The organism is Candidatus Flexifilum breve (assembly GCF_016713355.1).
This window is the reverse complement of the sequence record NZ_JADJPI010000004.1, coordinates 199,441-226,118: the sequence shown is the minus strand read 5'-3', so window position 1 is coordinate 226,118 and position 26,678 is coordinate 199,441. Positions and strand designations below refer to the sequence as shown.

23 protein-coding genes, 2 tRNA genes and 1 pseudogene are annotated in these 26,678 nt (G+C 59.8%); 20 read left to right on the top strand and 6 right to left on the bottom strand.

Annotation, left to right across the window (positions count from 1 at the left end; translation table 11 throughout):
• The first annotated feature begins 43 nt into the window (after positions 1 to 43).
• The 5 genes from IPK17_RS01815 to IPK17_RS01795 all read left to right on the top strand — a co-directional run bounded on the left by IPK17_RS01815 (position 44) and on the right by IPK17_RS01795 (position 7,196).
• On the top strand, positions 44 to 2,602 hold the full coding sequence (locus IPK17_RS01815; protein ID WP_343415962.1) for a hypothetical protein: 2,559 nt from the start codon (positions 44 to 46) through the stop codon (positions 2,600 to 2,602).
• Entirely contained in the window at positions 2,511 to 3,341 is an 831-nt protein-coding gene (locus IPK17_RS01810) for a sensor histidine kinase (protein WP_343415961.1), read from the top strand. The genes IPK17_RS01815 and IPK17_RS01810 overlap by 92 nt, the downstream gene beginning before the upstream one ends.
• Complete coding sequence (locus IPK17_RS01805; RefSeq protein ID WP_343415960.1) at positions 3,322 to 4,551, top strand: hypothetical protein; 1,230 nt, start codon at positions 3,322 to 3,324, stop codon at positions 4,549 to 4,551. The genes IPK17_RS01810 and IPK17_RS01805 overlap by 20 nt, the downstream gene beginning before the upstream one ends.
• A 402-nt stretch (positions 4,552 to 4,953) precedes the next feature.
• The gene (locus IPK17_RS01800) at positions 4,954 to 5,493 is read left to right on the top strand and encodes a hypothetical protein (protein ID WP_343415959.1); all 540 of its coding nucleotides are present in this window, start codon (positions 4,954 to 4,956) and stop codon (positions 5,491 to 5,493) included.
• A 107-nt stretch (positions 5,494 to 5,600) separates the two neighbouring features.
• Positions 5,601 to 7,196, top strand: coding sequence for an LCP family protein (locus tag IPK17_RS01795; RefSeq protein WP_343415958.1), 1,596 nt, complete (start codon positions 5,601 to 5,603; stop codon positions 7,194 to 7,196).
• Between the two features lie 93 nt (positions 7,197 to 7,289).
• Here the strand turns inward: IPK17_RS01795 and IPK17_RS01790 are convergent, their stop codons facing one another.
• Positions 7,290 to 8,273, bottom strand: coding sequence for an aldo/keto reductase (locus IPK17_RS01790; protein ID WP_343415957.1), 984 nt, complete (start codon positions 8,271 to 8,273; stop codon positions 7,290 to 7,292).
• 208 nt (positions 8,274 to 8,481) lie between these two features.
• Here IPK17_RS01790 and IPK17_RS01785 point away from each other — a divergent pair, with 208 nt between their 5' ends.
• Genes IPK17_RS01785 through IPK17_RS01775 form a run of 3 tightly spaced genes read left to right on the top strand, consistent with a single transcriptional unit; the run spans position 8,482 to position 11,475 of the window.
• On the top strand, positions 8,482 to 9,264 hold the full coding sequence (locus tag IPK17_RS01785; protein WP_343415956.1) for a DeoR/GlpR family DNA-binding transcription regulator: 783 nt from the start codon (positions 8,482 to 8,484) through the stop codon (positions 9,262 to 9,264).
• A gap of 19 nt (positions 9,265 to 9,283) precedes the next feature.
• Positions 9,284 to 10,717, top strand: a complete 1,434-nt coding sequence (locus IPK17_RS01780; RefSeq protein WP_343415955.1) for a rhamnulokinase — start codon at positions 9,284 to 9,286, stop codon at positions 10,715 to 10,717.
• Entirely contained in the window at positions 10,714 to 11,475 is a 762-nt protein-coding gene (locus IPK17_RS01775; RefSeq protein ID WP_343415954.1) for a class II aldolase/adducin family protein, read from the top strand. The genes IPK17_RS01780 and IPK17_RS01775 overlap by 4 nt, the downstream gene beginning before the upstream one ends.
• 134 nt (positions 11,476 to 11,609) lie before the next feature.
• Here the strand turns inward: IPK17_RS01775 and IPK17_RS01770 are convergent, their stop codons facing one another.
• The 4 genes from IPK17_RS01770 to IPK17_RS01755 all read right to left on the bottom strand — a co-directional run bounded on the left by IPK17_RS01770 (position 11,610) and on the right by IPK17_RS01755 (position 15,866).
• Positions 11,610 to 12,521: an ABC transporter permease gene (locus tag IPK17_RS01770; RefSeq protein ID WP_343415953.1), complete on the bottom strand. Its 912-nt coding sequence runs from the start codon at positions 12,519 to 12,521 to the stop codon at positions 11,610 to 11,612.
• Between the two features lie 24 nt (positions 12,522 to 12,545).
• Positions 12,546 to 13,622: an ABC transporter permease gene (locus tag IPK17_RS01765; protein ID WP_343415952.1), complete on the bottom strand. Its 1,077-nt coding sequence runs from the start codon at positions 13,620 to 13,622 to the stop codon at positions 12,546 to 12,548.
• Positions 13,623 to 13,830: 208 nt separating this feature from the next.
• Positions 13,831 to 15,567 (bottom strand): ABC transporter substrate-binding protein, encoded by a 1,737-nt coding sequence (locus IPK17_RS01760; RefSeq protein ID WP_343415951.1) that lies wholly within the window; start codon positions 15,565 to 15,567, stop codon positions 13,831 to 13,833.
• 225 nt (positions 15,568 to 15,792) lie between these two features.
• Positions 15,793 to 15,866: transfer RNA gene (locus IPK17_RS01755), tRNA-Pro, on the bottom strand.
• A 132-nt stretch (positions 15,867 to 15,998) separates the two neighbouring features.
• On the opposite strand from IPK17_RS01755, the gene selD reads away from it, so the two are divergent.
• Genes selD through IPK17_RS01735 form a run of 4 tightly spaced genes read left to right on the top strand, consistent with a single transcriptional unit; the run spans position 15,999 to position 19,498 of the window.
• Positions 15,999 to 17,039: a selenide, water dikinase SelD gene (gene selD / locus IPK17_RS01750; protein ID WP_343415950.1), complete on the top strand. Its 1,041-nt coding sequence runs from the start codon at positions 15,999 to 16,001 to the stop codon at positions 17,037 to 17,039.
• Positions 17,036 to 17,422: a hypothetical protein gene (locus tag IPK17_RS01745; RefSeq protein WP_343415949.1), complete on the top strand. Its 387-nt coding sequence runs from the start codon at positions 17,036 to 17,038 to the stop codon at positions 17,420 to 17,422. The genes selD and IPK17_RS01745 overlap by 4 nt, the downstream gene beginning before the upstream one ends.
• The gene (locus IPK17_RS01740; RefSeq protein WP_343415948.1) at positions 17,419 to 17,661 is read left to right on the top strand and encodes a hypothetical protein; all 243 of its coding nucleotides are present in this window, start codon (positions 17,419 to 17,421) and stop codon (positions 17,659 to 17,661) included. The genes IPK17_RS01745 and IPK17_RS01740 overlap by 4 nt, the downstream gene beginning before the upstream one ends.
• A gap of 10 nt (positions 17,662 to 17,671) precedes the next feature.
• Positions 17,672 to 19,498: a peptidoglycan DD-metalloendopeptidase family protein gene (locus IPK17_RS01735; RefSeq protein ID WP_343415947.1), complete on the top strand. Its 1,827-nt coding sequence runs from the start codon at positions 17,672 to 17,674 to the stop codon at positions 19,496 to 19,498.
• A gap of 65 nt (positions 19,499 to 19,563) precedes the next feature.
• Here IPK17_RS01735 and IPK17_RS01730 read toward each other — a convergent pair whose 3' ends face one another.
• A complete protein-coding gene (locus IPK17_RS01730; protein ID WP_343415946.1) occupies positions 19,564 to 19,872 on the bottom strand; it encodes a metal-sulfur cluster assembly factor in 309 nt (102 codons plus the stop codon).
• 192 nt (positions 19,873 to 20,064) lie between these two features.
• Here IPK17_RS01730 and sufC point away from each other — a divergent pair, with 192 nt between their 5' ends.
• The 8 genes and pseudogenes from sufC to IPK17_RS01690 all read left to right on the top strand — a co-directional run bounded on the left by sufC (position 20,065) and on the right by IPK17_RS01690 (position 26,670).
• Positions 20,065 to 20,841 carry a Fe-S cluster assembly ATPase SufC gene (sufC, locus tag IPK17_RS01725; RefSeq protein ID WP_343415945.1) on the top strand — a complete coding sequence of 259 codons (777 nt, stop codon included), beginning with the start codon at positions 20,065 to 20,067 and terminating at the stop codon, positions 20,839 to 20,841.
• Between the two features lie 5 nt (positions 20,842 to 20,846).
• Positions 20,847 to 22,296, top strand: a pseudogene (gene sufB, locus IPK17_RS01720) (Fe-S cluster assembly protein SufB).
• 88 nt (positions 22,297 to 22,384) lie between these two features.
• Positions 22,385 to 23,737: a Fe-S cluster assembly protein SufD gene (sufD, locus tag IPK17_RS01715; RefSeq protein WP_343415944.1), complete on the top strand. Its 1,353-nt coding sequence runs from the start codon at positions 22,385 to 22,387 to the stop codon at positions 23,735 to 23,737.
• Positions 23,738 to 23,831: 94 nt separating this feature from the next.
• Positions 23,832 to 25,010: an aminotransferase class V-fold PLP-dependent enzyme gene (locus IPK17_RS01710; protein ID WP_343415943.1), complete on the top strand. Its 1,179-nt coding sequence runs from the start codon at positions 23,832 to 23,834 to the stop codon at positions 25,008 to 25,010.
• 167 nt (positions 25,011 to 25,177) lie between these two features.
• Positions 25,178 to 25,573 (top strand): Fe-S cluster assembly sulfur transfer protein SufU, encoded by a 396-nt coding sequence (sufU, locus tag IPK17_RS01705; protein ID WP_343415942.1) that lies wholly within the window; start codon positions 25,178 to 25,180, stop codon positions 25,571 to 25,573.
• On the top strand, positions 25,574 to 25,900 hold the full coding sequence (locus IPK17_RS01700; protein ID WP_343415941.1) for a non-heme iron oxygenase ferredoxin subunit: 327 nt from the start codon (positions 25,574 to 25,576) through the stop codon (positions 25,898 to 25,900).
• 4 nt (positions 25,901 to 25,904) lie between these two features.
• On the top strand, positions 25,905 to 26,552 hold the full coding sequence (locus IPK17_RS01695; protein ID WP_343415940.1) for a class I SAM-dependent methyltransferase: 648 nt from the start codon (positions 25,905 to 25,907) through the stop codon (positions 26,550 to 26,552).
• 42 nt (positions 26,553 to 26,594) lie between these two features.
• Positions 26,595 to 26,670 (top strand) — tRNA-His (locus IPK17_RS01690).
• Positions 26,671 to 26,678: the final 8 nt, after the last annotated feature.

Below are 26,678 nucleotides of genomic sequence, written 5' to 3'. Positions count from 1 at the left end.
TGCGCTTGTGCTATACTTGATTGCGTGAAAAGAGGATGCTTCCTTGATCTCAGTCGATTTTACGAGTCTGTTCCTACGCCCACCCGGTGATCTCCTCTACTATCTGATCGTCATGGCGATCAGTCAGGCGGCGCTTTTCATGTCGCTGGGGCAGCAGTTGAAACGCCCGACGGCGCGTCCTTTCCGGCAGTACACCATCGCGCTCGGTGGTGTGGTGATCGCGTGGGCGCTGCTCTTAATCGGAGCGTTGTTCGCGCTGCTGACGCGCCAGCCCGCCGACTCGATTTTGCCACCCATGGAACGCATTGCGCAGCTCGTCGCGCTGGTACTGCTTGGTTGGGCGTTTTTGACCGCCGACCACGACCACTGGGGCAGGGTACCGAACTACGCGCTCCTGCTTTTGATCGGCGCGGCGGCGCTCGGCTACATCCTGACCGGGCTGGAATGGGCGGGCGACTATGCCACCACTGATTTCAACCTGAGCGGGTTTGGCGTCGCGTGGACGTTTAACGCCGCGGTGATCGCAGCCTTGGGCACACTGCTCATGGTCGCCTACTATCGCCGTGTCGTCGATGTGCCGCTCAAGCTGGTGTTCTTCGTCATGGTGCTCGTCGGCTATGTGGCGACCCTCGTGCAAATCACGCAGGGGACGATCATCGGCGATTACTCCGGCCTGATCCGGTTGACGTTTGTCGGCGCGCTGCTCATCGTTCCGGTGCTGATCTACCGCACGATTCTGCTGCATCTCGAAGTTGAGATCGCTCAGAAGCCCGCGCCGTTGATTGTGCCCGCCGTGCGCATGGATAATCCTGAGGTCGCCCCGATCACGCCTGCGGATCGCGAATCCGCCCAATTGATGCGCGCGCTCGGCATGATGCTGGAACGTACCACGCTTGATACCATCCCGGAACGCATCGTCACCTCGACGCTCACGGTGCTGCGGGCTGACATTGGCGCGCTCTTGCGCATTCAAAGCGCCAATTACGCCGACATCGTGTGGGGCGTCGACAAGGTGCTCAATCGCTCGATCAGCGGCCTATCGATTAATCTTGAAACGCAGCCTACGCTCGTCAATGCAATTGAGCGCAAGCTGCAGCGGCCGCTGTACTCCGACCGTAATATCGAAGAACTGCACGACCTGTATACGCGCTTTGATATTGAGCCCATTGGCCCGACTTACTTCCAGCCGCTGGTCAGCGAGAAAGAGCTGCTCGGCGTACTGATCATCGGACAGCCGTATTCCAGCCGGGAACTCACGCCGCAGGAAGTCGAACTGCTCAAGGGGATCGGCATTATCGCAGCGAACCTGCTGGCACTCGGTGATGCGGCACTGGACCTGCGCGCGCGTAATCAGACCATTGGTACGCTCGTCGACAGCGATGTCGATGCCCTGCTGGATACCGACAAGAGTAAGCAGCTCACCGCCGAACTCGACGAAGCGCGGCGGCAGCTCACCGAAATGGCGCAGCAGGTTACCCGCCTCAAGCTTGAACTCGACGACGAACGCAGTCGCGTGACGTCTGAACTCGGCGACTCCGATACGGGACGCACGATCACACAGCGGCTGGAAGTGCTCAACGACGACCAGCAGCGCCTGACCGAAGAACGTGACCGTTTGGCGACGCGTTTGCGCGAAGCTGAGACCGCCTTAGCAGGCGCAACCTCTTCTGATCAGGAAATCATGTTCAGCAGCATGATCGATTTGCTGCGGCGCGAACGCGATCAACTGGTGACGCAGCGTGACCGCCTACACGATCAACTGGCCGAACTGCGGCGCGGCGCGCCGATCCCGCATATGCTGCAAGAACTCATCGACAGCATGGGCACGGAAAAGTCGCGTCTGGAGGTCGAAAACGAGCGGCTATCCAGCAAATTGACCGATATTGAGACGCAGTTGGTCGCATTGGGCATTCAAGGCGGTACCGACGGCGTCGCGCAGTTGATCGCCCAGCTCTACGAACAGCGCTCGGCGTTGATCGCCAAGAGCGATGCCTTCAAGCGCGAACGCGATGCGCTCCTCCACGAGCGCGCGCAGCTTGAAGAAGCCATTCGCCGCGAAGAAGAACGCGAGAAGCGCCTCGAAGCGCTCTCGACTGAGGTACAGCACTTGGCCGCTGACCGCGAAGCGATCACCCGCCAGCGGGATCGACTGCGCAGCGAGCGAGATGAAGTGGCGCAGCGGCAGGAATCGCTCAAAGAGCAGCAGGCGCGCCTTATGGCGGAAGTCGCAGGCTTCGAGCAGGAACTCACTGAGGCGCACGAACAGCAGCGTAATCTGCGCAGCGAAATTCAAGGCTTGATGAACGAGCGCAGCTTCTACGTGCGCGAACGCGATCGCTTGACCGCCGCGCTCAAGGCTGTGGAAAACGACCGCGATCAACTGCTGGCGCGTGTCGAAGGTGACCGCGAGCGGCTGGAACACTTGGGTGTTGAAGGCGTGGGCACGCTCACCAAGATGATCGAAGAACTCTCCGGGTCAGCGCAGCGATCTCGAACGTCAGCTCAACGACATGCGCGTCGCACTGGCCACCGCGGACGACCGGATCGAAATGCTGCAAATTCGCTCCAATGCGCAGAATCTGCAGCCGGCGTATCGACCTGACAACCCCGATCTCATCCTTGGTATGGTGCAGGAACTGCGCACGCCCATGACCTCGATTGTCGGCTATGTTGATTTGCTCATGAACGAGTCGGCGGGCATTCTCGGCGAAATGCAGCGCAAGTTCCTGCAGCGCGTTTCGGCGAATGTCGTGCGCCTGACGTCGATGATTGAAGATCTGACGCGCATCACGACGCTCGATGCCGGGCGTTTCGTCCTTGTTCCAGATCGCGTGGATGTCGTCGAGGTGATTGAAGATGCCATTACCGCGGCTTCGACCACGCTGAGCGAGAAGGGCTTGATCGTCCACCTCGACCTTGAAGATTCCATGCCGCCCGCGCGCGCTGACGAAGAAGCCATCACGCAGATCGTCGGCCAACTGCTGACGAACGCGTACCTCGCGTCCCCGCCCGGCGGCGAAGTGTTCGTGAGCGCCCGGCGCGATACCCGGCAGGCGCGCCGCGGCGTCGCAGATCGGGTATTGGTGAGCATCGAAGATCGCGGCGGCGGCATTGCGCCGGAAGACCAGAGCCGCGTCTTCGCCCGCAAGTACAAAGCCGAAAACCCGCTGATTCAGGGGTTAGGCGATACGGGTGTCGGTTTGGCTATTGCCCGGGCGCTCGTTGAAGCGCATGGTGGCGAAATTTGGCTGGAAAGCCGAACCGGCATTGGCAGCGCTTTTAACTTCACACTTCCGCTCGAAATCCAACCGGAGGCTGAACGTGCGTCGGGACATCGGTAATGAGGTGATTGTAGCAATTGCCGCAGTGGGGGTCATCGCGTTTGCAGTGATCTTCGGCATCGTACTCACGATTTCCAATGGCGAACAAGGCTCGGCGACCGCTATACCGTTGTCCGCCACCCGCCAGCCCACCGTGCGGTTCACCTTACCGCCCAGCGCCGCCACGGCGACCACCCCGGTCGAGACAGCGGTCGCGGAGAACCCAACTGCGATTCTCCCGGCGACCGTGCTGCCGAGCGCGACCGTGTTTGTCCCGCCCGATTCAACCGCCGCGCCTACGCTCACGTTCCAACCGAGCAATACGGTGGCTCCGCCGACGGTTGCGCCTACGGTTACAGTGCCGCCTTCGACCGCTGTCCAGCCCCTCGCGGTCGCCAGCGCTACAAACACAGAGACAGTAACTGCGACAAATACGGCGACGCTCGAACCGACGGCCACAGAAACAGCGACGGCGACGGACACCGCTACTCTGGAGCCAACGGCAACGGAAACTGTAACTGAGACCGCGACGTTGGAACCAACCGCGACCGAAACCTCAACGGCGACGGACACCGCTACCCTGGAGCCAACGGCGACGGAAACTGTAACTGAGACGGCGACGTTGGAACCAACCGCGACCGAAACCTCAACGGCGACGGACACCGCTACCCTGGAGCCAACGGCGACGGAAACCGTAACTGAGACGGCGACGTTGGAACCAACCGCGACCGCGCTGCTCCCAAGCAAGACGCCGACGGCTACACAAACCGAGACCGCTACGCTTGAAGTGACTGCAACGGAGACGGCGACACTGGAACCGACGGCCACGTCTACGCCGAGCGAGACGGCGACGCCTGAACCGACGTTCACGGAGACACCCACCGAGACGGCGACGCTGGAACCGACGGCGACCTTCACGGAAACGCCGACCGAGACGGCGACACCTGAACCGACGTTCACGGAGACCGCGAGCCTGACGCCGACGGCGACCTTCACGGAAACGCCGTTGCCCAGCCCAGCACCGACCGAGACGGCGACGCTTGAACCCACGGCGACCTTCACGGAAACGCCCACCGAGACGGCGACGCCTGAACCGACGTTCACGGAGACACCCACCGACGCCCGCGACCGCCCCCCACCCATACCGACGCTGGACCGACGGCGACCTTCACGGAAACGCCGACGGAGACGTTTACGCCGGAACCGACGTTCACGGAGACCGCGAGCCTGACGCCGACGGCGACCTTCACGGAAACGCCCACCGAGACGTTTACGCCTGGAACCGACGTTTACGGAGACCGCGAGCCTGACGCCGACGGCGACGCCAACCGAGACGCCGCTGCCGAGCCCCACGCCGACGGAAACGGCGACGCCTGAACCCACGGCGACTTTAACGGAAACGCCGACCGAGACGTTTACGCCAGAACCGACGTTTACGGAGACCGCGAGCCTGACGCCGACGGCGACGTTCACCGAAACGCCGCTGCCCAGCCCCACGCCGACGGATACGGCGACGCTGGAACCGACGGCGACCTTCACGGAAACGCCGACGGAGACGCCGCTGCCCACCGAAACGCCCCATCCGACCCGGACGCCGCGCCCGACGCAGGAACCCACATCGCCTCCTGAGCCGATGACGCTCGACTGCCCGCTGCCCGAAGGCTGGGTGACCTATACCCTCACCGACACCGACACCCTGTTCGCGCTGGCTGCGGCGACCGGGTCGTCGGTTAACGAACTGATTGTCGGCAACTGCTTGAGCGGCGCAGAGACTCCGCTCCCCGGCATGACGATTGCGCTTCCGCGTCCGTTTGTCGAACCGGTCGCCGTCTATGCGCCCGTTGTTCCGGAAGCATCGCCCCCGCAGGTTGGCTGCACGTTCCCCGGTTCGGTGATCACGGCGCCGCTCCCTGGTGAAGAACTGGATGGCGTCTTCAGCGTGATAGGTACGGCCAGTCAGGACAGCTTCGCTTATTATCGCATCGAAATCCGACCGGACGCCGCCCAGCTCTTTAATCTCTACTCGCGTTCCGAGGTGCAAATCTTCAATGGGACGCTGGCCGAGGTGAATACGCATCTGTTTGGCGATGGTTTACACTGGATTCGCCTGACGCTGGTGCAGCCGAATGGCGAATTCCCGACGCCCTGCGCCATCCCCGTCATTTTCCGCTGACCACTGCTTGCCCTGTGCTTCCCCGCTGACTCTACCGTCAGCGGGGATCATCCGTTACACTGGGGCGGCAAAACCGCACAGTAGTGTGCTGCATTCTGGAGAGAGTCATGGCTGTAGAGAAACAAAGGCGGGGCAGTCGCGTCGCGCGGTTGGTGTTTGCCCGCTTGCTTCCATTAGTGCTAATCATCGCGATTGCCGTGGTGTTGGTCGGTGTCGCGCAGAACCTGCTGCGTTATCTCGGCGAACAATCTGAGGCGACCAGCCGCCGTCCGGCCTATGCGGCCACGGCGACCGCGATTGCTGAAATCACGCCCGAAGGCGATGTCAAACTCAATTTAGCCAAGCTGTTTGAACCGCCCGCGCAGGATATCACGTTTGCGACCAATACCCCGCAGGCCGTGGTCGAGCCGACCATGCCGCCAACCCCGGATATCACCGCGACGCCGCGCCCGCTCCCCACGCTTTTCGTGTATCAGGGGCCGGATGTGGTGGAAGCCAACGGCACTGCCGTACCCACGCCTGTCGAAGCGGTGGATCGTCACGGCATGGATTTGCTCAATATTGTGCTGTTGGGGCATGATGGCGAACTCACCAACGACGGCTTTATCCGTACGGATACCATGATCATCGTGTCGATCAACCGGACGGCGGGCACGGTGTCGATGCTCAGCCTCCCGCGCGACCTGTTCGTCTACATCCCCGGTTGGACGATGCAGCGCCTGAATCTCGCCTATATACACGGCGAGTCAATCGGTTGGACGGGCGGCGGCTTTGGTCTGCTGCGCCAGACGATCTTCTATAACTTTGGCATCAATGTGCACTATTATGCGATGGTCAACCTGAGCGGCTTCCGTGCCGTGGTCGATGCGGTCGGCGGCGTCGATCTCGCGGTCGACTGTGCCATCGAGAATCTGCCGCTTATTGGCGCGGATGTGCCCGCGTCGGCGTATCGCTCGGATGAAGTCGGCAACTACGTACTGCCGGTCGGCTACTATCACATGACAGGTGGCGAAGCGCTCTGGTATGCGCGTTCCCGTGATAACAGTTCCGACTTTGACCGCGGTCGGCGGCAGCAGCAGGTGCTGCGGGCGGTGCTGCGCCGTGCGCGCGACCAGGGTTTGTTCAACAACATCATTCCGCTGTGGAATGAGGGCAGCCAGTATGTCGAAACCAACCTGGCGATTGAAGATCTGCTCAGTCTGGTGCCTCTGGCGCTCAACATGGACTCGACGCGTATCGAGAGTTTCAATTTGCAGCGACTGTATCACACCACGCCGTGGACGACCGCCGATGGCGAAAACGTTCAGCTCCCGAACTATGAGCCGATCCGTCAGACGTTGGTTGACTTTTATAGCCCTGCGACCGACAGCCAGCTTGTCTCGGAAGGGTCAAGCATCCGTGTGCTGAATGGCACGGCCAACGCTGACTGGGATCGCGTGGCGGCGGAACGGTTGGCATGGGATGGCTTCAATCCGACGGCAGCGGGTGCGGCGGACAGGACGGACTACACCGATACGGTTCTCATCGATTACACGGGGCGCACCAAGGGCAGCAGCCTCGAACAAATCGCGCACACGCTCAACGTGCGTCCGGAGAATATTCGCTTGGAGCCGAACGCCAACCGCGAATATGACTTCGATGTCATTCTCGGCAGCAACTACAACTCGTGCACAGTCGCCGGGGTGCTCCCGGTCGGCGGTTGAGCGAACTGTACCTATAATCCATACAAAAAGGACGAGGTACCCTCGTCCTTTTTCTTTACTGTCAACTGTGAACTGATAACTGAAGACTTATTTCTACCAGCGGTGATGAATGAGCGGGCGAATCAGCTCGTCGTACACGCGCTGCACTTCGGTCATGGCTTCGGGCGTGAGCGGCGGCAGATCTGAGGCGGCGGCGTTGCTCTCCACCTGCGCGGGGTTTTTCGCGCCGGGGATCGCGCAGGAGACCGCGTCGAACATGAGAATCCAGCGCAGCGCGTAGGCGGCGAGAGTCACGCCCGCGGGGAGCAGCGCCTTGTACCGCTCGACTGCGGCCAGAGCGGTCTCATAGTCCACGCCGGAAAAGGTCTCGCCCACGTCAAAGGCTTCGCCGTGGCGGTTGAAGTTGCGGTGGTCATCGGCGGCGAACTGCGTCTGCTTGCTCATCTTCCCGGTGAGCATGCCGCTCGCCAGCGGTACGCGCGCCAATATGCCGACTTTGCGCCGCTTGGCTTCACTGAAGAACAGCTCCGACGGGCGCAGGCGCATCATGTTGAAGATGATCTGCACGCTCTGCACGTTCGGATACTCAATGGCCTTAAGTGCCTCTTCGACGCGCTCCACGCTCACGCCGTAGTAGCGGATTTTCCCCGCCTGCACGAGATCATCCAAGATGCCGAAAACTTCGGCGTGATAGTAGAGGTCAGTCGGTGGGCAGTGCAATTGTACGAGGTCGAGCGTTTCGACATCGAGGTTCTTCAGGCTGCGCTCGATCCATAGGGTCAGGTTTTCGCGCGTGTACCCCGCGACCGTTTGCTGGGGCAGGCGGCGACCCGCCTTCGTGATGACGTAGAACGGTTCGCGGCGTTCTTTGCGCAGCCGCGCGATCAACTGTTCACTGTGACCATCGCCGTACACGTCGGCGGTATCAAACAGGTTGATGCCCACATCCAGCGACTTATGCAGCGCCGCCATTGAATCGTCGTCATTCACCGAGCCCCACGCCGACCCGATGGCCCACGCGCCAAAACTGATATCCGAGACTGTCCATCCGGTTCGTCCAAAATCACGATACTGCATAAGCTTGTTTCTCCTTAAGCGATGCGGGAACAGCGAAACGGGTTCCCGTACTGAATTTTCTATAGTATTTTGCCGATTTCTCGCTCAATTTTCCACTTTCTGATTTTCGCTTTCGCGTAGGATTGGCTACAATGAAAGTAAATTGGTTTCTTTTGACTCCGTTTGCTGTCTGTTTGTCAGAGTCAGCGCTCAAGAAAGTTGTGCCTACATGTCTGACCCGATGTTTGTTGAAGAAAGACGCCGCATTATTCTGGAACAGCTCAAACAGCACGGGCGGGTCTCCGTCAAAGCCTTGAGCGAGCTCATGAATGTCAGCGCCGTGACCATCCGTCAAGACTTGCGCGCTCTGGAAGACAGCGGCCTGCTTGAACGCACGTATGGCGGGGCGGTCAGCCGGGAGAGCAGCACGATTCCGCCCGAACTTTCGTTTCACGTGCGTTTAGCCAAACGCCGCGCCGAAAAGGTCGCGATTGCGGCGGCGGCGGCAGAATTGCTCGAAGATGGGTGCAGTGTCGCGCTCGACGCCAGTACGACTGCCTACGCGCTCATCCCGTACGTCAAGAATCTCAAGAAAGTCACCGTCATCACCAACAGCTTGCTGATCGCGCAGAACTTCCTCGACAGCCCGCAGATTCAGGTGCTGGTGTCCGGCGGACGTCTGCGCCGCGACTCAATCTCGACGGTGGGCCGTCCCGATGGTTTACCCGATATCAACCTGAATATTGGCTTTTTTGGCACACGTGGTATTTCCTTGATTGGCGGTTGCACGGAGATCGATCCGGATGAAGTGGCGATGAAGAGCGCCATGATCGGTCGGTGTGTGCACACGGTTATTCTGGCGGATGGCTCGAAGTGGGGTCAAGTTGCCCCGTATACCTTCCTCCGACCTGATAAAACACAGCATATCATCAGCACGCAAGACGCGCCGCTCGATCAAGTGGAGGCGTTCCGTCACGGCGGGACGCGCGTAGATCTCGTACCGGTTGAATGAACAAAGGATTGTTAGGCATATGACACACTTAGTCGCCGTCGATTTGGGCGCGGAGTCGGGGCGCGTGGCTAAAGTCACGTATTCTGGGGCGTCCCTCACGATGGAAGTGGCGCACCGCTTTCCAAATATTCAGGTAGAAGTCGGCAAAACGCTCTACTGGGATACGTTTCGCCTGTGGCACGAAATCAAGACAGGCATTGAGCTGATTAAAGACGGTGCGCGTTCCATCGGCGTCGATACCTGGGGCGTCGACTTTGCGCTGCTTGACCGCGACGGCAATCTGCTCGGTAACCCGGTGTGCTACCGCGACAGCCGCACCGATGGCGCGATGGAATGGACGTTCAAGCGGGTGCCGCGGCGCGAAATCTTCGAGCGTACGGGCAGTCAGTTCTTGCAGCTCAATACGCTCTACCAGCTTGCCAGCCTGCTGCGCGCTAACAGCCCGCTGCTGGAAGTCGCGGCGACGTATCTCGGTTTCCCTGACTTGATCAACTATTGGCTGACGGGCGTCAAGGCGTGTGAATTTACGCATGCGACAACGACCCAATTCTACAACCCACGAGCGCGAGATTGGGATCGCCAACTGCTTGGCGCGGTGGGTCTCCCGACCGACATCTACCCGCACATCGTCCAACCGGGGACGCGTCTCGGCGACTACCGCGGCATCCCCGTGATCGCGCCGCCGACGCATGACACAGGTTCGGCGGTCATCGCGGTGCCGACCACCACACGCAATTTCGCCTATATCAGCAGTGGAACGTGGAGCTTGATCGGGCTGGAGATCGAAACGCCGATCATCAACGACGCCGCCTACGAGGCGAACGTCACGAATGAGGGTGGCGCCGAAGGTAAACTGCGCTTCCTGAAGAACATCATGGGTTTGTGGCTGGTGCAGCAGTCGCGTGCAGCGTGGCGGGCCGAAGGCACCGACTACAGTTACGATCAACTGGCGACGATGGCGACCGACGCGCCGCCGTTCCTCGCGTTCATTGACCCGGACGATCCGTCGTTCTTCCCCCCCGGCGACATGCCCGCGCGCATCCGCGAGTTCTGTGCGCGCACGGGTCAGGTTGTGCCGGAAACCCCCGGCGCGGTTTTGCGCGTGATCTACGAAAGCCTCGCGCTGCGCTACCGGGAAGCGCTCGACAAGATGATCGCGCTGTCCGGGCAAACCGTCGACCGGATGCACATCATTGGGGGTGGGTCGCAGAACGCGGTTCTCTGCCAGATGACCGCCGACGCCATCGGTCGCCCGGTGTATGCGGGGCCAGTCGAGGCGACCGTGTTGGGCAATGCCATCGTGCAACTGATTGCGTTGGGTGAGCTGCAGAGCGTCGCCGATGGTCGCGCGCTGCTCAGCCAGCAGTCCGATATCAAAGTTTATGAGCCGAAGAATACCGCTGCGTGGGATGCTGCCTTCGCGCGGTTTAAAGGATTGGGACAAACCTCGTGACGACCTCGACACCCCTTGAGCAGATTTTCAACCTGACCCGCACTTTAGGACAGCCGCAGAACGAATACGTCATCATCGGCGAGGGTAACACGTCGTACCGCATCGATCAGGATACGTTCCTGATCAAGGCGAGCGGGCAGGGCATGAGCGCGATTGACGTCAACGGCTTCGTCGCGGTGCGCTTCGACCCGATTCTCGCGCTCTTTGATCGGCAGGAGGCCGACCGTGCCACGCTGCAGCAGGCGATGATCGACGCCAAAGTCGATGCGTCGGCGCCGGGGCGTCCGTCCGTCGAGGTGACGTTCCATGCAATGCTGCTGCACGGCTGCGATGTGAAGTGCATCGCGCACACGCATCCCGTCGCCGTGAATGGCATTTTGTGTTCCACGCGCGCGCGCCAATTTGCCGACAATCGCTTATTCCCCGATGAAGCGGTATTGTGCGGCCCGCGCTCGGTGTTCGTGCCTTACGTTGATCCGGGACTGCCGCTGGCGGTCGCCATTCGCGACGAAGTGCGCCGCTACATGGATGAGATGGGCGAAGCGCCGAAAGTGATTCTGCTGCAGAACCACGGCTTGATCGCGCTCGGGCAGACGCCCACTGAAGCGCTGAACATCACGGCGATGGCTGTGAAAGCGGCGAAAATCTTCACGGGGGCGTGCGCGGTTGGCGAACCGGTGTTCATGTCGCCAGAGGACATCAAACACATTTACTTCCGACCGGACGAGATTTACCGCCGCAAGATGTTTGTGGGGTAGAAGCAGCTGTAACGGTTAGCGTAAGACTAGGGCCGGGACAAAGTGTGGACAGGTCTGCGCGTTTGATCGATGCCATAAAAAAGACGGTTCAGCCAACGTCGTTGACGCTGAACCGCCACTGAAACTGCTAAATGCTAGTCTTTGCTGGTGGGGTCGAACGCGTCGCGGATGCCGTCGCCAATGACATACAGGCACAGCACCGTAACGAAGATCATCAAACCGGGGAAAATCACCAGATGCACGCCGCGTGTGAAGAAGGTCTGCGCGCCGGTGAGCATGTTACCCCAGCTCGGCGTCGGCGGCTTGATGCCCAGACCGAGGAAGCTCAGCGCCGCTTCAGAGAGGATGAGCGCACCGATGTCGATCGCCAGCGAAATCACGATGATCGAGAACAGGTTCGGCAGGATGTGCATGAACATGATGCGCAGCGGCGACGCGCCGATAGCGCGCGCGCTGACGATGTATTCGCGTTCACGGAGCGACAGCGTTTCGCCGCGCACCAGACGCGTTGTCCCCGTCCACCCGAGCAGACCGAGCACGAGAATCAACGTGGTTGGCGATGGTTGCAGTACCGCCGCGACGATCAGCAGCAGGAACAGCGACGGGATCGAGTTCAGTGTTGAAATGATCCAGTTGATGAAGTCATCAATGGGACCACCGTAAAACCCGGTGATAATGCCGAGCGTCACGCCGATGGAAATTGAAACGATAGCTGCGAGGAAGCCCACGGCCAGAGAGACTTGTCCGCCGTACAACAACCGCGCGAAATGGTCGCGACCGAGATCATCGGTGCCGAGTATGTGGTTACCCGCGGCGAGCGGGAGAAACGTGCGCGACGCGTCGGTTTGCGTGTAACTGACATCCAGGACCCGGCTGATGAGCGGCGCTGAAAAGGACATGATCGCCATTAGCGCGACGATGGCCAGAGCCGTCAATGTGAGCCGATCGCGGCGCAGGCGGCGCATTGCCAACTGCGTCAGCGAAATACCCACGCGTTTTTCTTCTTTTTCGACTGAGAGTTTTGCGACCGAAGATTGGGCTGTCATGATAAGTCTCCTATCACTATCTCACTAGTCGAAGCGAATGCGCGGGTCAATCACCGCGTACAGAATGTCCGAGAGGATGTAGCCAAAAATCGTCGCCGCCGCGCCGACAATGACCACCGTCATGACGATCGGGAAATCCTGCGCGATCACGGCTTGCACCGCAAAGCGTCCCAGACCCGGCCAGGAGAAAATCGTTTCCGTGATTGCCGCACCGCTCAACAGGCCGGTGATTTGCGGGCCGAGGAACGTCGCCAGCGGGATCAACGCGTTACGTGCACCGTGCTTGAACCACACGTTCCGGCTCGACAAACCCTTGGACAATGCCGTGCGCATGTAGTCCTGCGACATGACGTCCAGCATGGACGCCCGCATATAGCGCGAATAGATGGCAATCGTCCCCGTCGCCAGAATGAAAGTCGGCAGGACAAGGAACTGCCAGCGATCCCAAATCGGCGGGATACCACCCGTCAGCGTGGTTGGCGTTCGACCGCCCATCGGCAGGACGCCGAGCCACGAGCCGAAAATCAGCAGCAGGATCAGGCCGAGCCAGAAGATAGGAATCGCGTTGAACACCACCGCGAGCACGCGGGTGATATTGTCGAACCATTTGCCTTTGTAGACGGCGGCGAGGATACCGATCGGCACGCCGATGACGAGGCCGAACAGCAGACTGGAAATACCGAGTTCCAGCGTTGCGCCGACTTTTTCACCGAGCATCTGAATCACCGGACGGCGGTAGAAGAAGGAATCGCCAAAGTCGCCGCGGAGAATACCCCGGTTCTGGCCGGGCGGTTCCGGTTCGCCGTCATTATCGACATCGAGCGCCAGCAAAAAGCTGCGGTCGGCGACACCATCACCGTCGGAGTCCCAGCGCATCCAGTCATCACCAAGCAGCCAGCGCAGGTATTGCACTGGCAGCGGGTCGTTGACACCCAGGCGTTTGGCGACCAATTCACGCTGCGCGACGGTCATGCGCGGGCTGAAGGTCAGTGCTGCCACCGGGCCTCCGGGCGCGGCTGACATCAGCAAGTATGAGAAAATAGTGATGCCGAAGAAGGTGGGAATCGCTTGAATTAAGCGACGTAGTGTGTACTTGATCATGGACTAAGTCCCCAACATGTCTGATCACGAGAACGATGTTTTTACAAAACAGGTACATCGGGAAACCTGCGGTTATCCGAAACTAGGCTCGCTATGAGTCTGGTAGATGCAGCCTGCAAGTTACAAAGAAAGCATATCTAAGTTGATACTCTTGAAAACCGCCCCCTCACACTTGGCGAGGGGGCGATGAGGTATTGCTACCTACAACTTACGGGGTGCTGACCGACCACGCGTCCGCGTTCCAGTAGAGCTGGGACGGATACGGGTCAAAGCCTTCGATGCTGTTGGCAGCGTACATGCCGTTGGTGGCGAACAGCCAAATGTAGGGCAGTTCGTCTTGCATGATCTGCTGCATTTCGCCATAGATCGCCGCGCGTTCCGCCGGGTCGCAGCCGGGGAGCGACTTCGCCTGAGCGTTCAGTTCGGTGAAGCGTTCGTTGTTGAACGAGGTGAAGTTGCTGCCGCTGCCGATGACGTCACTGGCAGGCGTGAAGAGCTGCGTGGCATCGGGATCATCCGGGTAGCCGTTGCGCCAGCCGAGGATGATGGTGTCGAACGTCTGGCTGTCCATGATGTCCAGCAGGGTGTTGAAGTCGATGGTCTGGAAGTCAACGCGGACGCCGATCTGCGCGAGCTGATCCTGAATCAGGGTGCCGATGGCTTCGCGGCGGGTGTTGCCTTCATTGGTATACAGCGTGAACACGAATTCGGCACCATCTTCAGCGTACATGGAGCCCTGCGCAACGCGCGGGGTCGCGGGGTCATTGTCCGCATCCACCCAGCCAGCTTCGTCGAGCATGGCGGCGGCGGCTTCGGGGTCAAACGGAATCGGCGCGAGGTCGTCCGCATAGGCCCACGACGCGGGGATCAGGAAGGAGGTCATACGTTCGCCTTCGTTGAACACGGCGGCGTCGATGATCGATTCGATATCAATCGCGCGGGCAATCGCCTGACGGACACGGACATCACCGAAAATCGGGTGGTTGCCCTGGTCAATCGGGTTGCCGGCTTCGTCAAACGCGTTCTGCGGATTGTTCGGGTCGGCGAGGTTCATGGCCAGGTAATCCCAGGCATTGCCGGGGTAGCTGTAAACCGTCGCGCTGCTGTTGCGGATGTCCTGACGACGCGCAACGGCGGGGCCGTCGATGACGTTCAGTTCGCCAGCGAGGAACTGTTCGACCATGACCGTCTGATCGGGCACGGTGCGATAGATGAAGCCTTCGGGCGCAACGTAGCCGAGGACGGTATCGACCGCCGGGTACGTCGGGTCATTGACGAGGCTGACCTGTTCGCCGGGGCGGAATTCACCGAAGGTGAACGGGCCACGCGTAACCGACGGGGCGAGGTTGAATTCGCTGTCGCCGAGGGTGGTCACATCTTCGGGCAGAACATGCGACGGCGCGGGAACAATCGACGCTGCATAGCTCAGCGACGTGCATTCCGGCGAGGCCATCGTCACCACGACGGTGTAATCATCGGGAGCCTGAACGTCGAGCACGCCGGTCGCGCCGGTCGGGTCGATGATGTAGCTGCCGGGTACGTCGATCAGACCTTCAGCACCCGCCTTGATCGCTTCCCACGAGTACAGGATGTCCGCGGAGGTGATGGGGGTGCCATCGCTCCACGTCATGTCCTGACGCAGGGTGAAGGTGTAGGTCAGACCGTCTTCGCTGATTTCCCAGCTTTCGGCGAGCGAGTTCGGTTGCGCAGGGGCGAGAACCGCTGCGGCCGGGTCGGCACCAATGAAGCTGGGGAACATAAAGCCAATAACGCGCTGGCTGGCGGTGTCGCTGGACATGATGGGGTTCATCGTAGCAACGTCTGCACTCAGGTTGCCTTCGATGATGATCCCGCCTTGCCCACCTTCTTGAGCGGCGATCGGAGCAAACGCGCCGAGCAGCGCGACTGCGGTTCCGATCATCAAGAACTTACGGAAAATCTTCATGTACGTCACTCCTTGTAATACACCTACAAGTATTGATGGAACCTGCTACTCACGTGCGTGTACTTCGTCCACAACTAATACACACGCGTATTGGAGAAGGTTCAAAAATTGAGGGATTCTCCCACAGCGGCTAGTGTAGCAAGGAGCGAGGGAAATATCTAGGAGATTTGTCACGAAAAAATAAAAACCTCTGAAGCTATTTGTGACAGCTTCAGAGGTTAGGTGTCGGCGTAGCGGGACTTGAACCCACGACCTCTTGCACCCCATGCAAGCGCGCTACCAAGCTGCGCCATACGCCGTACTTCTTCTAAGTATAGAGCACCCCAGAATGACTTTCAAGTGGCAAGTGACCGTCAGCTCACCGGATCCTTACTGGAGACGCGGCTGACCTTTCGCTATACTAAGATTGTTAGTTACCCAAGGAGTAGGTGATGGACATCAAGCTGACTGCGCTTGCGTCCTGCGCTGGTTGAGCGGCGAAGATCGCCCCGCGCGATCTGGCTCAGGTTCTGACGCCGCTGAAGGGGATGTTCCCCGCCCAAATGTATCCCGCGCTGCTCGTCGGACTTGAATCGCCCGATGATGCGGCGGTGTATCGCCTGAACGCTGATCAGGCGGTCATCTCGACTGTCGATTTCTTTCCGCCGGTCGTCGATGATCCGTACCAGTTCGGCGCGATTGCGGCTGCCAATGCATTGAGCGACATCTACGCGATGGGCGGTGAACCGCTGTTTGCCGTGAACCTCGTCGCTTACCCCGATGGCTACGGCTATGAAATACTCACAGAGATTCTGCGGGGTGGGGCAGAGAAGGTGCGGGAAGCGGGCGCGGTGATTGCGGGCGGCCACACCGTGACTGATCGCGAACCGAAATATGGGCTCGCCGTCACTGGCTTGATCCATCCCGCCCGGATTCGCACGAAGGGCGGGGCGCGGGTGGGCGATCAGCTCATCCTGACCAAGCCGCTCGGCATTGGTACGATCACTACTGCATTGAAACGCGGCGTCGCCGACCCCGCGCATGTCGAGGCGGCAGTCGCCAGCATGCTGCGTTTAAATCGGACGGCGTCGCAGTTGGCGTCCGCGTACCACGTCCACGCCATGACCGATATCACGGGTTACGGGCTGATCGGTCACGCACATGAGCTGGCGCATCACAGTCACGTGCGTTTGGCGCTCGATTACGCGGCGCTGCGGTGGGTTGATGGCGCGCAAGTGTATGGTCAGCAGGAAATCTTCGCAGGTGGCTTGGGCCGCAACCGCGAATATTACGAAGCCTGGGTCACCCTTGAGGCGGACCTGGCGTCTTATCAGGCGGACCTGTTGTATGATCCGCAGACATCCGGTGGGTTGTTGATTGCGCTGCCCTCCGCGGACGCGCCGCGCTTGCTCGACCAATTGCTGGCATCCGGCGAAGCGGCGGCCCTGATCGGATCGGTGCTGCCCGGAGATGGAGAGATAATTATTCGATGACGGCGAACCGCGTTTACGGCTACTCGCAAGACACTTTTCTGATTCGCCGGGGTGTCGGAGACACGTATGTCTTCGGCGGTCGAAGTCAGGATGGCAGCCGCTGGACGCGAATCCTGTCGAAACGCGCCGCCCACATGCTGTGGTTTCATCTGGCCCGCCATTTATTTCCCGACGATGCCGATGATGTGACGGCACGGCTCCCGACCGCGCTCTTTCGCGGCGTCAATGTCCCGTCAATCACGGAACACATGCTCATCGAGCCGCTCGCCACGGGCGGCATCGAAATCGTTGGCTCTACCAGCGCCGGCACCTATTCGGTGCAACTGGGGCCGTCTGAAGTACAGCGCTTTTGGACTCTAATTGATCAGGCGATGGATTCATGACCACAGATACACCAGTTCTGCCCGCAACCTTAGGCACACCGCAGCTTTCTCTGGCCGGCACGGCTCAAGCCTTTGTGAATATTCGTACTGGCCCCGGCACGAGCTACCGGGATATCGGCGATCTCCTGAAATTCACGTTGTGCACCTACTACCCTCAATCCCGCACGAAAGACGGTTGGGTGTGGATCGAGCAGGGTTCAGTCAAAGGGCTGGGTGCTGGGTACGCTGGTCACATTTGAGGCGGTCTCGGTGCCTACCAGCCTCGCGGCGACGCCGTATACGCGCAAAGTCGCAGTGTGGCACTGGCGCGGCGACTCGATTGCCGAAAACAGCATCGAGGAATTCGCGCAGCGCTTGAAGGCCAACGCGCCCGCCGTGACGCAAGTCTGGGTTAAGGTCAGCGACTACACGCGCGAATCCGGCGCGCAGTGGCAAGGCTACTGGGACTCGAAACGTGCCCTCGCCATTGATGGCACGGCCAGCATCGACCGTTGGGTGAAGGTGCTCGGTCAGTATGGGTTGGAGTTTCATGCGTGGGCGGTGCCGCGCGGCGCCGACATTGCTGCTGAGACGCGCCTGCTGATTCAGGCGTGCACCCGCCCCGGCGTCAAATCGCTGATTCTCGATGTTGAGCCTTATGCGGGTTTCTGGTTGGGCAGCCGGGAGACGGTGCGACCGTTCATGGTGGCGCTGCGCCGGGGAATTCCGAGCACATTCCACGTCGGCATGTGCGTTGATCCGCGCACGGGGCACTACAACTCGATTTACCCGTTGGAATGGCAGCCGTTCGTCAACTCGATTCACCCGATGGTCTACTGGGAAATCATGGCGCGCACTCCGGATGATGTACTGCGCGAGACGTATCAGGTGTGGGGGAGCTACGGCAAGCCGATCATCCCGGCGCTGCAAGCGGATGCGAACGGCGACTCGATGTTGGCCGCGCAGGCGCTGGCTACATGGCGGCATAAAGCCCCCGGTGTGAGTTGGTGGCGCGTGGGGGTGGTGAGCCAATGGGCGGCGATCAATAAGCCGATGTACAGCACGAATCAGTCGACCGGCGGCGGGTCGGTTTATAGCGATGAGCAGATCATCAAGCCGACTGATACTGGTTTCCGGCGCTTCTCCTACACCGGCAAAGAAGAATTTATTCCGTTCACCGGAGCGTGGGGCTGGACGTCGTATTATAAAGCGACCGAAACGCGCACCAGTAAAGCGGTTGCCCGCTGGACGCCGACCATCAAAGAGTCCGGACGCCATGAAATCGCGGTCTTTGTCCCAACGCGCCATGCGACGACGCTCAATGCGCGTTTCAAACTGCATGGTGTGCGCGGTAGAAGCGCCGAAACGATCATCCCCGTCGATCAGTCGCGCTTCCGCGATCAATGGGTGACGCTGGGCGTCTTCGATATCGACAAGAATCTCGCCAACGCCGGGTCGATTTTCCTGAACGATCTCACGGGCGAGAGCGGCAAAGAGATCGCCTTCGATGCAATTCGCTGGCGGCGCGTGCTGACCGCGACGGGCGGTCTGCCGAGTGACGTCTTCAGCGATGGCTATGATCAACCCGTGGGCACCGAAGCCGAACGGCGCGGCGCAACCGTGTGGGGTGGCAAGTGGCTCGACGCGAGTCCCTTTGGCCAACTCTATTTCATCGGGTCACCGCAGGAAGCGTATCACACGGGCGCGGATCTCAATCTGCCGAGCGATGCGGACGCGCACGCGCTCGTCTACTCACCCGCAAATGGAATCGTGACGTTTGCGAACGCGCTGCCGATCTGGGGCAATGTGATCATCATCAAGCATGATCCGCTGCCGGGCAGTCTGCGCGTGATGTATTCGCGCAGTGCGCATCTGGAAGCGATGGCAGTGGTGCCGGGGCAAAAAGTGAAACGTGGGGAGGCGATTGGGCGCGTCGGCAACGCGTTCGGACGCTACGCCTACCACCTGCACTTTGATCTCAGCCCGACCAACATTCTGGAGGCGAATCCGTCGCATTGGCCGGCTCGAGACAAAGTCGCGACCTTCGCCAATTACGTCGATCCGAAAGACTTCATTCTCGCCAATCGCCCGAAATAAGCGGTAGCTGGCCTACAGTTGCAGGGGCATGGTGCGCCACCATGCCCCTACGATCTGGCTCATCGCTAGAACAAGCCCCAATCGTCGGCGGCGCCTTCTTCCATCATCGTCGGGTCCCACATCTCCATGCCCATTTCGATGGTCGTGGGCACGGCGGCATATTCCTGCGCGGTGCGGCGCGTTTGTTCGAGCAGCTGCGGCGCGTAGGGGCAGAAGGGCGTCGTCATAATCATGACGAGATGGCAGTGCTTATCGTCTAGTTCGACACGGCGAACCAGACCAAGTTCGATGACATTCATGCCAATTTCCGGGTCAACGACCACGCGGAGATGCTCGCGCAGTTCTTCTTCCGTTTTCATCGTCTGCTGGGTCATACCAGTTCCTCATGCAATTTCTGACCAGTGCCAGCGAATCGTAGCATAGCCATTTTTCTAAGTCAATTTTTATAATAGCTATCATAAAAATGTTGACTCTGCCGCTCCGCGCTGGTATACTACCCCTATGTTTTCTACTCTGGGTACAGAGTAAATTTAACTGCTGTTGATCTTAGCGGAGGTTACGCCGGAATGGGCGCTGCTTTAGAAATTCGGAACCTACACGTCACGGTTGAAGACAAACCCATCCTGCGGGGTGTGAATCTTACTGTTAAGCAGGGCGAAGTCCATGCGCTTATGGGACCTAACGGCTCGGGCAAATCGACGTTGGCCAACGTCCTGCTCGGCAACCCCGCCTATGAAGTCACCGCCGGGCAGATTATTTTCGACGGTCAAGACCTGCTCGAAATGGAAGCCGACGAACGCAGCCGCGCGGGCTTGTTCCTTGCCTTCCAGTATCCCGTGAGCATCCCCGGTGTCACTCTGGCTAACTTCCTGCGTCTGGCGATCAACGCCCGCATGAAGGCGGCTGACCCGACCAGCAAAGGCATTTCCGTGTCGGATTTCCGCAAGCTGATGCGCGCTAAGATGGACTCGCTCCACATGGATCACAGCTTTGCGGGACGTTATCTCAACGAAGGTTTCAGCGGCGGTGAGAAGAAGCGCGCCGAAATTCTGCAAATGGCCGTGCTGAACCCGAAGATCACCATTCTGGATGAAACTGACTCCGGTCTGGACATCGACGCGCTGCGCGTTGTGTCGGAAGGCGTCGCCAGCTTGCGTGGCCCGGATCTTGGTGTGCTGGTGATCACCCACTATCAGCGCATTCTCAACTACATCAAACCCGACTACGTGCACATCATGTTCGAGGGGCGCATCGTCGAAAACGGTGGCCCGGATCTCGCGCTGCGCCTTGAAGAAACAGGCTATGACTGGGTACGTGAAAAGTACGGCGTAGAGCAGGAGTAAGCGCAATGACGGATTTTGTCGAGAGCGAAAAGCAGCTGACCGCCGAAGAATCGGCGTTGAAGGATGTCCGCGGCTCCTACGAAGAGAAGTACGGTTTCCACGACTCGGAAACGAGCTATTCTTTTAAGAGCCAGCGCGGTCTGAACGCCGATATTGTGCGCCAGATCAGTGCCTTGAAGAATGAACCGGCGTGGATGCTGGAATATCGCCTCAAGGCCTATGAACTCTTCCTCGCCAAGCCGATGCCTAATTGGGGCGCTGATCTCAGCGGGATCGACTTTGACAACATTTTCTACTTCGTCCGTGCTGCCGATCAGCAGGGCAAAGACTGGAACGAAGTGCCGCCGGAAATCAAGAATACGTTTGACCGCCTCGGCATCCCCGAAGCCGAGCAGAAATTCCTGCAAGGCGTGACGGCGCAGTACGAGTCGGAAGTCGTGTATCACAGCATCCGTAAAGACCTCGAAAGCCAAAGGCGTGATCTTCACGGACATGGACTCGGCGCTGCGCGATTATCCCGATTTGGTGCGCGAATACTTCGGCACGGTCATCCCGTCCGCCGATAACAAGTTCGCGGCGCTCAACAGCTCGGTGTGGTCGGGCGGGTCGTTCGTGTATGTCCCCAAGGGTGTCCACGTCGAAATGCCGCTGCAAGCCTATTTCCGCATCAACACGCAGAACATGGGCCAGTTCGAACGCACACTGATCATCGTCGAAGAGGGCGGGTACGTCCACTACGTCGAAGGCTGCACCGCGCCGATCTATAGCTCGGACAGCCTGCACAGCGCGGTTGTGGAGATCATCATCAAAGAAGGCGGTCGCTGCCGCTACACGACCATCCAGAACTGGTCGAATAACGTGTATAACCTTGTGACCAAGCGCGCGGTTGCCAAGAAGAATGCCACCATGGAGTGGGTTGACGGCAACCTCGGCAGCAAAGTCACGATGAAGTATCCCGCTGTCATCCTCGAAGGCGAAGGCGCGCACGGTGAAGTGCTCTCCATCGCGTTCGCGGGGCACGGCCAGCATCAGGACGCGGGCGCGAAGATCACGCATCTCGCCCCGAACACCACCAGCCAGATCATCAGCAAGTCGATCAGCCGCGATGGCGGTCGCGCGACCTACCGCGGTCTGCTGAAGATTGTCGAAGGTGCAGACAACGTCCGCAGTAATGTCGTGTGCGACGCGCTCCTGCTGGATGATCGCAGTCGCTCCGACACCTACCCGACGATTGAATGCGATGCCCGCAACGTCACGATGGGGCATGAGGCTTCGGTGACACGTATCGGCGAAGATCAGCTCTTCTATGCAATGAGCCGCGGTATGAGCGAAGATGAAGCCAACGCCATGATCGTCAACGGTTTCATTGAGCCGCTCGTCAAGGAGCTGCCGATGGAATACGCGCTCGAAATGAACCGCCTGATCCAGATTCAGCTTGAAGGCTCAATCGGCTAAACATCAGACACGCTTCCCGTAGGGGAAGGTATGCCCCTCCCCCTACCTTGATGATAACGACACCCACACACCAGCTTGAGGTGATTTTATGACTTTTGCAGTCCGACGCCGCTCCGCCTCGCCGGAAGCGCCCATCTACACGCCCGCGGATATTGACGCGTTGAGCACCGCCAACAACGAACCGGATTGGCTGCGCGAGAGCCGTCATGTGGCGTGGGAACTCTATGAAATGCTCCCGATGCCCGGACGCACCGACGAAGAATGGCGGCGCACCGATTACCGCGGCATCCGTTGGGATGAAGCCCAGCTTGTCAACAACGCGCAGTCCACGCTGGATGTGGTGCCACGCGAAAACCTTGAACCGCTCATCGGCGATCAGCAGGGTGGCACGCTCATCTTTGTCGATGGTAAAGTGGTCTTCTACGAAGTAACCGACGATCTGCGGAAGCAGGGAGTGATCTTCACGGACTTAGTGACCGCCTGTCGTGAATATCCTGATCTCGTGCGTGAACGTTTGATGACACAGGCCGTCAAGCCGAGCGATGGCAAATTCGCCGCGCTCCATGCTGCTCTGTGGACGCACGGTGTGTTCCTCTATGTGCCGCGCGGTAAAATGGTCGAACTGCCGCTGCATGTGGTGATGTATCACACGCAGCCCGGCGCGACCCTCGGTCACGTGCTTGTCTCGCTGGACGAAGCCGCGAGCGCGACCATTCTGGTTGATTACCTGTCGCCCGAAGGCGATGCGCAGTCGGCGTATATTGGCGCGACCGAACTGCTCGTCGGCGAGCGCGCGAACCTGCGCTATGTCGGCTTGCAGGACTGGAATCGCGAGACCTACGAGTTCAGCCACCAGCGCGGGCGCGTCGGCAAGGACGCCACGCTGGATTGGGTGCTCGGCACGATGGGCGGCAAGCTCGTCAAGGCGTTCATCGAAGTCGAACTCGATGGGTATGCAGCGCAGGGGCGCGTGTCCGGTATGTTCTTCGCCGATGGCGTACAGATGTTTGATCACGACACCCAGCAGAATCACAACGCGCCGATGACCAAGTCGGACCTGTTGTTCAAGGGCGCGGCGAAAGACGAAGCTCGCAGCCTGTGGCAGGGCATGATCAAGTCGCAGCCACAGATGCAGAAGATCGATGGGTTTCAGGCAAGTCGCAACCTCGTGTTGAGCGAGGATGCGCGCATGGACGCCATCCCCGGCCTCGAAATCGAAGCGGATGACGTGCGCTGTACACACGCCGCGACCTTCGGCACGCTGGAAGAAGCGCCCGTGTTCTACCTGATGAGCCGCGGCATTCCGCGCCCGCAGGCTGAACTCATGGTCACGGAAGGCTTCTTCGAGGAACTGCTCGAACGTATCCCGTTTGAGCGCGTGCAGGATCGTCTGCGCGCCGCCTTGGAAGCCAAGATCGTCGGCGTGAACACGCTGAAATAAGCCGTAGACTTTGTGGGGACGAGGCATGCCTCGTCCTGATTGCTCTGATCAAGGCGCGGCGAGTCTCACCGCGCCTTTTTGTTAGGAGTTCACCATGACCGATCGAACCCTGCCTTACAATATCGAGGCGGTGCGGGCAGATTTCCCCATTTTGCAGCAGGAGCATCACGCGGGTGTCCCGCTGATCTATCTCGACAATGCCGCCAGCAGCCAGAAGCCCCGGCAGGTGATCGACGCGATTGACGACTACTACCGTCGCTACAACGCCAATGTGCATCGCGGCATCCACAAGTTGAGCGAAGCCGCGACCGCTGCCTACGAAGAGGCGCGCATCAAGGTCAAAAAGTTCATCAACGCGGCGAACAAGCGCGAAGTGATCTATGTGCGCGGCACGACCGAGGGCATCAACCTCGTCGCGCAGACGTGGGGCAGGGCGAACCTCAAGTCGGGTGATACGGTCGTGCTCACGCAGATGGAGCACCATTCGAATATCGTCCCGTGGCAGATGCTCGCCGCGGAAAAGGGCTTCACGATTCGCTATGTGCCCGTGCTGCCTGATGGCACGCTCGACATGGATGTATATGACGCGCTGCTGCGGGATGAGCCGGTCAAGCTGGTCAGCGTGATGTACGTTTCGAATGTGCTCGGCACGGTGAACCCGATTGCGCACATGGCCAAGCTCGCCCATGACGTGGGCGCGCTGATGCTGGTCGATGGCGCGCAGGCCGTGCCGCATCTGCCCGTCGATGTGCAGGCGCTCGACGCCGATTTCTTCACCTTCAGCGGCCACAAAATGATCGGCCCGACCGGGAGCGGCATCCTCACGCTCGACGGCAGCACGTGGAACGAACTGCCCTACAAATTCGAGGCGGGCACGCCTTCGATTGCCGAAGGCATCGGCCTCGGCGCGGCGGTCGACTACCTGACGAGCATCGGCATGGACAAGATTCGCATGCACGAGGAAGCCATCACCGCGTACGCGCTGGATCGCCTTTCCGAAGTCCCCGGCTTGACTCTCTATGGGCCGGACGCCGACCAGAAGGGCGCGGTGGCCGCGTTCTCGCTCAAGGGCATTCACGCGCATGACATCGCGCAGCTTCTCGACGCCGAAGGGATTGCCGTGCGTGCCGGACATCACTGCGCCATGCCGCTCCACGACTGCCTGAACATTCCGGCGACGGCGCGCGCCAGCTTTTACCTCTACAACACCTTCGCCGAAGTGGACGCGCTCATCGACGCGCTCTACAAAGCCAAGAAGAAATTCTCAGTCTAACCCGCGTGAAGCGTCATCCCTACGAGAGACATCCTCTTTCGTAGGGACGCGATTTATCGCGTGCGCGCTGTCAATTGGTCACAAATCAGCGGGTCGTCCTCTGCTATAATAGAAGTATGACGTACGCAGAGTGGACACTCCTGTTCGCTCTTTGAAAGGCTGTAATCATGGATGATCTGTATCGCGAGAACATTCTCGATCACGGGATGAATCCGCGTAACCGGGGTATCTTGAATCCGGCGACGGTTGACCACGAGGCGCACAATCCGCTGTGCGGCGACCGTCTCCGCCTGACGCTGCGCATCGACGAGAACAACCGTGTGACCGAACTCGGCTGGGATGGGCAGGGCTGCGCGATCAGTCAGGCGTCCGCGTCGATGCTCGGCGAGGAAATTCTCGGCAAGACGCTCGACGAAATCCGCCAGATCAACAAAGAAGATATCTTCGAGATGCTCGGCATTCATTTGTCGCCCAACCGCATCAAGTGCGCGCTGTTGTCGCTGCAAGTGCTCAAAACTGGGCTGTATGGCATCGCCGAGTGGCGCAAATTCGAGGATGACTAAGTGAGCGTGACCATCGACTGGATCAGTGTGGCAGCGGTGAACGAAATTGCGCCGGGTGATCGGCTCGTCGTAGAGATTGGCCGCGACTGGGTCGTGATCTTCAACGTTGAGGGGCAGTTCTACGCGCTGGAAGATCGCTGTTCGCATGAAGATGTTCCGCTCTCGGAAGGTGCGCTCAACGGCTGTGAGATCGAGTGCCACAAGCACGGCGCGACCTTCGACATCACCACTGGGCAGCATTTGACGCCGCCCGCAGTTTCGCCCGTGAAGACATTCCCCGTGCGCGTCGAAGGGGATCTCGTGCAAATTGGCAAGGTGAAACGCTAGCGCCATGCGGCTGTGGTGGCATCTCGTCCGCTTGGGCTTTCGTCTGCTCTATAACGAATTTGCCTTCACCTATGATCTCGTCAGTTGGGTCGTCTCGCTCGGCGCTTGGCGCTGCTGGGTGCGCGCCTCACTGAAGCATCTTCACCCGGACGGCCTGATCCTCGAACTGGCGCATGGCACGGGCAACCTCCAGCTCGATCTGCACGCCGCGGGGCGGGATGCTATCGGCTGCGACTTGTCGCCTGCGATGGGGCAGATCGCGACGAACAAGCTTATGCGTGCGGGCATCCGTCCACACTTGGTGCGGGTCAGGGCGCAGACGCTGCCGTTTCGCGCTGCAGCGTTCGCTTCCGTGATCAGCACCTTCCCGACGGACTTCATCATCGCGCCGGAGACGCTGCGCGAAGTGTCTCGTGTGCTGCAGCCGGGCGGACGCTTTGTCATCGTGCCGACGTCGCGCTTCACGGGCGGCGGCTTAATCGCCAAGCTGATCGATGCGCTCTATGCCGCCACCGGGCAGCGCGAGGCCAGTGCGGAACATCACTCCCTGTGGATCAGCCTGTTGGAACCGTACGGTTTCACCGTGCAGGTCGTTGAAGAAGCCTGCTCGAATAGCTCCGTCACAGTGATCATCGCGCAAAAAAGGGGCTAGAAATCACTTTTGCCCTATGCTATACTCCCCTCAATCCAATATGGTGGGCGTAGCTCAGTTGGTTAGAGCGCTTGTCTGTGGAACAAGAGGTCGAGGGTTCAAGTCCCTTCTCCCACCCATACCATA